Source organism: Pseudomonas fluorescens (genome assembly GCF_000802965.1).
GTDB lineage: Bacteria > Pseudomonadota > Gammaproteobacteria > Pseudomonadales > Pseudomonadaceae > Aquipseudomonas > Aquipseudomonas fluorescens_A.
On the sequence record NZ_JSAK01000008.1, the window covers coordinates 218,812 to 225,188 of the forward strand.

Consider the following 6,377-nt stretch of genomic DNA (forward strand, 5'->3'; position numbering starts at 1 on the left):
AGTCTCCTAAAGTGCGACTTCCGTAACCGTTCTCAAAGGAAGAGACACCCATGACCATTACCACTGCCCTCCCAATACGCCCGCCCAGTTCCTTGCCGATTTCTGGAAATACCTCCCAGAGCGCACCGACAGAACCCAGCGAGATTGATTGGGGTGACTTCAAGTGGGGTGCAATGCGAATCGGCCAAGGCCGAGCTGAAACCCTGGTGCAATCCCTGACTGAGCGTGGACTGACAATCCGTCGGTTTGAAAATGCAGTGGTCGAAATGGACCTGAATCTCCCCGACATCGAACATCTGGTCCTCAGTGGCGGTGGCGCCAAGGGCGTGGCGTTTTCAGGGATGGTCAAAGCATTGGAGGTTGAAGGGGCGCTGGGCAAAATACAAAGCATTTCCGGCTCATCGGCCGGCGCTATTTCCGCAGCTTTTATCGCCAGCGGAATGTCTTACGCAGACTTCGACAAAATGTCGGACGAAACCAATCTCGTTACGCTGCTCGACAGTCACAGCAAGATTCGGGGGCCGATACAACAAGCCTGTTCCGCTATTGGCAAAGTCATTGCGGAGGCCTCGGGAAAGCCTGGAAGCATTGGACGACTGTTTTTCGATCTAATGCCTCGCCTTCATTCCAAAGCCGAGCCGCTGGAGGAACTGCTTCACGAGAAAATGGTGGAGTCGGTTCAGTCGCGTTTCAAACAGGCCCTTGGCGACCCGCAGCGGCAGCTTTCGCAGGAAACCCGGGTCTGCGCAGATCACATAAAAAACAAAGGCTATGTGACATTCGGTGATCTGGCGAAGCTGAGCAAGGACATGCCTGAAATCAAGCAACTGCACATCACCGGCACAGCCATGTTCGACGATCGACCGCAGATGGTGGTATTCAATGCAAGCCTGACCCCGGAGATGGACGTGGCCCGCGCCGCCCATATTTCCGGCTCGCTGCCCGTGGTTTTCCAGAAGCCTTCGGAACAGGGATTGCCGTTCCAGACTGACGGAGAACTGACCGCCTTCCAGGACGGCGGAATCATGCTCAACACCCCGGTCGCGGACCTTTACGAACCGCAATTCCCGATGAGCCCGATTCCCGAACGCGATCAGTTGATTCTCAAGTTCGAGAGCGGCAATGACGGTACAAAAAAAGATCGTGGAACGTTGGGCTCGAACATCGCCGATAAATTCGTCGGTGTGAGCTACGCGGCTCGCGATGCACAAGAAGCGAGCGGCATCAAAGCCTTTGAAAAGCAGACAATCACCGTTCCATTGAAAACTGAAAAAGGCGACTTTACGGGGATGCTCAATGGGACCGTCAACTTCAGCATGCCGCTGGAACACAAAAACCACTTGCAGCAAAAACTCGAAGTTGCGGTGGGTGATCACCTGAGACGCCACGAACGCAGCGAAACCTTCACGTTCAATTCAATCGGCGGCGCCCTGCTCGCCCTAGATGACCGATTGTTCGACGCGGCGGCGACTGAACTGCAGTACGAAACGGGTTGCTCAGAAGTCATCCAGTTCCGCCAGGAAGCTCAACAGACATTGGCCGAATTAAGCCAGGCCCTGATCGAGGCGAAAGCCTCCGGCTCCGACAGGCTCGATCTTAGTGCTCCACTGAAAGATGCCATCACCCGTCTTGATCACCTCGGCGACAGGTCAGACAAAATCGAATGGCTGGCGAATAAACTCAACCAGGGAAACGCTGCAGATTACATGGAGCTGCTACAAGCCGTTAAACGCATGGATGCCCAGCTGGTAGGACCCAAATCCGTGGTGATGACTAAGGCGATCGAGGAAATGGGTCTGCGCGATATCAAAACCAAAGCCGAAAACTTCATCAGTGAAGTGATCTTTCCCTCCCTATACCGTCACGGCCAGCCTGATTCGAACGTCAAGCTGCTTAACAAGGCAGTATTCGAATTGCGCGAGTCAACGAGCCCCACGGACTTCAACGCGGCACTCAGTCGGATTGCTGATCAATATGTCTCGCGCAGCCTCCTGAATTCGTCGCGCCCATTCAATTCGACCACGATCACTCAAGCACGGGCATGGCTGATTCCTGCCCGATAAACGCAGTTGCCGGACGTCAGGCGAGCACTACCCTGCTCGCCCTACATTACTGTTCAGTGGTTTCTTTGGGAAAGTCCGGGCCAGCCTTGCTGCCATCGTCTTTCGGTGGCCCGCTTTCACTGCGAATCTGTGCATGGCTGATCAACGCAAAGATAAAACTGCCACCCACGATATTCCCCACCAGTGTCGGCCCGGCGAACACCAGCCAGAAATCTTTCCACGGGAGTTCGCCGGCAAACACCAGATAACCGACCTCGAGCGAACCGACCACGATGTGCGTGAAATCACCCAGCGCCATGAGGTAGGTGATGAGGATGATAATCCACATCTTGGCGCTCTCCATGGACGGGATCATCCAGACCATGGTGGCGATCATCCAGCCAGAGATGATGCCCTTGGCGAACATCTGACTGACGTCGTTTTCCATGACCTTGCGACCGATGTCGAGGAAGGCTACGTCGGTCTTGCTGTCGAAAATCGGCAGCTCCAGCATGACGTAAGCCACCAGCAAGGTGCCGCAGAGGTTGCCGATCAGCACCACTGCCCACAGCCGCAGCAATCGGCCAAAATTGCCCAGCGTAGGCTTGCTCATGATCGGCAGCACGGCGGTCAGAGTGTTTTCGGTGAAGAGTTGCTGACGGGCAAGAATCACCGCGAGAAAGCCGGCGCAATAACCGAAACTGGCGATCACCTTGAAACCTTCGCCGTCCGGCAGACGGGAATTGAGCAGGCCCATGCCCATCAACGACAGGCCCATGGTCAGTCCGGCGGCTAACGCTGACCACCATAGCGCGGCCACGCTGCGCTCCAGTTCCTTATCGCCCTGGGTACGGATAATTTCGTGCAGAACCGCCGCGCGTGGCGGCTGGTTTTTTTCGACCTCGTGCTGCTCTTTCGCCGAGAGGTCGGGGGTCTTGCCATCTTTTTTAGTGTCCATGGGATTCCTGAACCGCTGGCGTGTCGTTTAGGTACGACATTTGCGGACCGGCATCCGTTCTGTAGGAGCTGCCGAAGGCTGCGATCTTTTGATCTTGTTTTTGAGCTGTCAGTAACGACGACAGAATCAAGATAAAAATCTCACAGCCTGCGGCAGCTCCTACAGGTCTCGCATTATTCGACGCTGGCGTCGTCCTTGAACTGGTCTTTGACGTACTTGATCTCGGTCCGGCCGTGTGGCGCAGGGAGTCCGTCTTCACCCAGGTTGACGAACACGATCTTCTCCACGGTCAGGATGCTTTTGCGGGTGATCTTGTTCCTCACTTCGCACTTGAGGGTGATGGAGGTGCGACCGAACTCGGTGGCGGTGATACCCAGCTCGATGATGTCGCCCTGGCGCGAGGCGCTGACGAAGTTGATTTCGGAAATGTACTTGGTCACCACGCGCTGATTGCCCAGTTGGACGATAGCGTAGATCGCCGCTTCTTCGTCGAGCCAGCGCAGCAGGCTGCCGCCGAACAGCGTGCCGTTGGGATTGAGGTCTTCGGGTTTAACCCATTTGCGGGTGTGGAAATTCATGGTCACTCCTGAGCGTCTTGCCGAATGATGGGCGGTATCTTGGCAGACCCCGGTCCAGAGCTCTATTAACCATCGACTATGGTCTCGATTACCGTTCGGTCATTGACCAGCAGAAAGGCTTTGGAAGATCAGCATAGCCCGCTATAATCGCCCCCGTTTCAAAACGGTAATCTTCATTTGCTACCGTTTTCCCGCCACCTGTCCGAGGGGCGCTGCAGCAGGTTCAACCTGTCAGGCTCGGATGGGGCGTTGCTTGGTTGTCATCAGCCAGACACTAAACGCACAACGGCGCCCATTCGCATACATTACGAATGGAGGCTCTTCATGAGCGCTGTTATCACGCCTGCAGATTTTAACGATTACAAAGTTGCCGACATGTCCCTGGCTGCCTGGGGCCGTCGCGAAACCATCATCGCCGAATCCGAAATGCCGGCCCTGATGGGTCTGCGCCGCAAGTACTCCGAAGAGCAACCGCTCAAGGGCGCGAAGATCCTCGGCTGCATCCACATGACCATTCAGACTGCCGTGCTGATCGAAACCCTGGTTGCCCTGGGTGCCGAAGTTCGCTGGTCGTCCTGCAACATTTTCTCGACTCAAGACCAGGCCGCTGCGTCCATCGCCGCTGCCGGCATCCCGGTTTTCGCCTGGAAAGGTGAGACCGAACAAGAGTACGAGTGGTGCCTGGAGCAAACCATCCTGAAGGATGGCGCGCCTTGGGATGCCAACATGATCCTCGACGACGGCGGCGACCTGACCGAGCTGCTGCACAAGAAGTACCCACAGGTTCTGGATCGCGTCCACGGCGTGACCGAAGAAACCACCACTGGCGTTCACCGCCTGCTGGACATGCTGGCCAAGGGCGAGCTGAAAATCCCGGCCATCAACGTCAACGACTCGGTGACCAAGAGCAAGAACGACAACAAGTACGGCTGCCGTCACAGCCTGAACGATGCGATCAAGCGTGGTACTGACCACCTGCTGTCCGGCAAGCAAGCGCTGGTCATCGGTTACGGTGACGTGGGCAAGGGCTCCGCTCAGTCCCTGCGTCAGGAAGGCATGATCGTCAAAGTCTCCGAAGTCGACCCGATCTGCGCCATGCAAGCCTGCATGGACGGCTTCGAGCTGGTTTCGCCGTTCATCGACGGTATCAACAACGGTACTGAAGCGAGCATCGACAAAGCGCTGCTGGGCAAGATCGACCTGATCGTGACCACCACCGGCAACGTCAATGTTTGCGACGCGAACATGCTCAAAGCCCTGAAGAAGCGCGCTGTTGTCTGCAACATCGGCCACTTCGACAACGAAATCGACACCGCTTTCATGCGCAAGAACTGGGCATGGGAAGAAGTGAAGCCACAGGTTCACAAGATCCACCGTACCGGCGCTGGCGCGTTCGACGCCCAGAACGACGACTACCTGATCCTGCTGGCCGAAGGCCGTCTGGTTAACCTGGGCAACGCCACTGGCCACCCAAGCCGCATCATGGACGGTTCGTTCGCCAACCAGGTTCTGGCGCAGATCTTCCTGTTCGGCCAGAAGTACGCCGACTTGTCGCCAGCCCAGAAAGCCGAGCGCCTGACCGTTGAAGTACTGCCGAAGAAACTCGACGAAGAAGTGGCCCTGGAAATGGTCCGTGGCTTCGGCGGCGTCGTGACTCAACTGACCAAGACCCAGGCCGACTACATCGGCGTGACTGTCGAAGGTCCGTTCAAGCCGCACGCTTACCGTTACTGATTCGCTGACTGGCAACGCGGTGTTCTGATACACCGTGTTGCCTGTTTCGCCAGCAAGCCGGCTCCTACAAGTGAGCGGTCGTACATCGTGTACGACGTAAACCCTGTAGGAGCCGGCTTGCTGGCGAAAGCGGACAAAATGGCCCCACAGGCTTACGCGTTTCCAAGGATATGACCATGTCCCAAGATCGTCGCTACAGCTTCGAGTTCTTCCCTACGAAGACCGACGCTGGGCATGAAAAGCTGCTTGCCACTGCCCGTCAGTTGGCCTCGTACAACCCCGATTTCTTTTCCTGCACCTACGGCGCTGGCGGTTCGACCCGTGATCGCACGCTCAACACCGTGTTGCAGCTCGAAATCGAAGTCAAAGTTCCTGCCGCACCGCACCTGTCTTGCGTGGGCGACAGCAAGGACGACTTGCGCGGCCTGCTGAGCCAATACAAGGCCGCCGGCATCAAGCGTATCGTTGCCCTGCGCGGTGACCTGCCTTCCGGCATGGGCATGGCCAGCGGCGAAATGCGCCACGCCAATGACCTGGTTGAATTCATTCGTGAAGAGACCGGCGATCATTTCCACATCGAAGTCGCTGCTTACCCGGAAATGCATCCGCAAGCACGCAACTTCGAAGACGATATCGCCAATTTCGTGCGCAAGGCCAACGCCGGCGCCGACAGTGCGATCACCCAGTACTTCTTCAACGCGGACAGTTACTTCTACTTCGTCGAGCGGGTACGGGCTGCAGGTGTGAACATCCCGATCGTGCCGGGGATCATGCCGATCACCAACTACAGCAAACTCGCGCGCTTCTCTGACGCTTGCGGTGCGGAAATCCCGCGCTGGATCCGCAAGCAACTGGAAGCCTACGGCGACGACACCCAGAGCATTCAACGCTTTGGTGAACAAGTCATCACCGAGATGTGCGAAAGACTGCTGCAAGGTGGAGCACCAGGGTTGCACTTCTACACACTGAATCAGGCCGAAGCCAGCCTGGCAGTGTGGAACAACCTGAAGTTGCCGCGTTAAGCAAAAGCGGTAAAGGCAAGATCAAAAGATCGCAGCTTTCGGC

5 protein-coding genes and 1 riboswitch are annotated in these 6,377 nt (G+C 56.7%); of the genes, 3 read left to right on the forward strand and 2 right to left on the reverse strand.

The features are described from left to right. Positions 1–50 precede the first annotated feature (50 nt). The gene (locus tag NL64_RS07485; protein ID WP_080757891.1) at positions 51–2,063 is read left to right on the forward strand and encodes a patatin-like phospholipase family protein; all 2,013 of its coding nucleotides are present in this window, start codon (positions 51–53) and stop codon (positions 2,061–2,063) included. 46 nt (positions 2,064–2,109) lie between these two features. Here the strand turns inward: NL64_RS07485 and NL64_RS07490 are convergent, their stop codons facing one another. Both NL64_RS07490 and NL64_RS07495 read right to left on the reverse strand, forming a co-directional pair. After that, the gene (locus NL64_RS07490) at positions 2,110–3,000 is read right to left on the reverse strand and encodes a formate/nitrite transporter family protein (RefSeq protein WP_034147509.1); all 891 of its coding nucleotides are present in this window, start codon (positions 2,998–3,000) and stop codon (positions 2,110–2,112) included. A gap of 173 nt (positions 3,001–3,173) precedes the next feature. Further along, positions 3,174–3,578, reverse strand: coding sequence for an acyl-CoA thioesterase (locus NL64_RS07495; RefSeq protein ID WP_034147510.1), 405 nt, complete (start codon positions 3,576–3,578; stop codon positions 3,174–3,176). A gap of 198 nt (positions 3,579–3,776) precedes the next feature. Then, a riboswitch (S-adenosyl-L-homocysteine riboswitch) is annotated at positions 3,777–3,879 on the forward strand. Between the two features lie 23 nt (positions 3,880–3,902). Between NL64_RS07495 and ahcY the strand changes: the two genes are divergently transcribed. After that, complete coding sequence (ahcY, locus tag NL64_RS07500) at positions 3,903–5,312, forward strand: adenosylhomocysteinase (protein WP_034147511.1); 1,410 nt, start codon at positions 3,903–3,905, stop codon at positions 5,310–5,312. Between the two features lie 176 nt (positions 5,313–5,488). Continuing rightward, the gene (gene metF, locus NL64_RS07505; protein ID WP_034147512.1) at positions 5,489–6,334 is read left to right on the forward strand and encodes a methylenetetrahydrofolate reductase [NAD(P)H]; all 846 of its coding nucleotides are present in this window, start codon (positions 5,489–5,491) and stop codon (positions 6,332–6,334) included. Positions 6,335–6,377: the final 43 nt, after the last annotated feature.

What these genes read in the sequence shown, in the direction of transcription:
- ahcY (WP_034147511.1), top strand. Translation starts at nt 3,903, where the DNA reads ATGAGCGCTGTTATCACGCCTGCAGATTTTAACGATTACAAAGTTGCC.
- NL64_RS07495 (WP_034147510.1), bottom strand. Translation starts at nt 3,578, where the DNA reads ATGAATTTCCACACCCGCAAATGGGTTAAACCCGAAGACCTCAATCCC.
- metF (WP_034147512.1), top strand. Translation starts at nt 5,489, where the DNA reads ATGTCCCAAGATCGTCGCTACAGCTTCGAGTTCTTCCCTACGAAGACC.
- NL64_RS07490 (WP_034147509.1), bottom strand. Translation starts at nt 3,000, where the DNA reads ATGGACACTAAAAAAGATGGCAAGACCCCCGACCTCTCGGCGAAAGAG.
- NL64_RS07485 (WP_080757891.1), top strand. Translation starts at nt 51, where the DNA reads ATGACCATTACCACTGCCCTCCCAATACGCCCGCCCAGTTCCTTGCCG.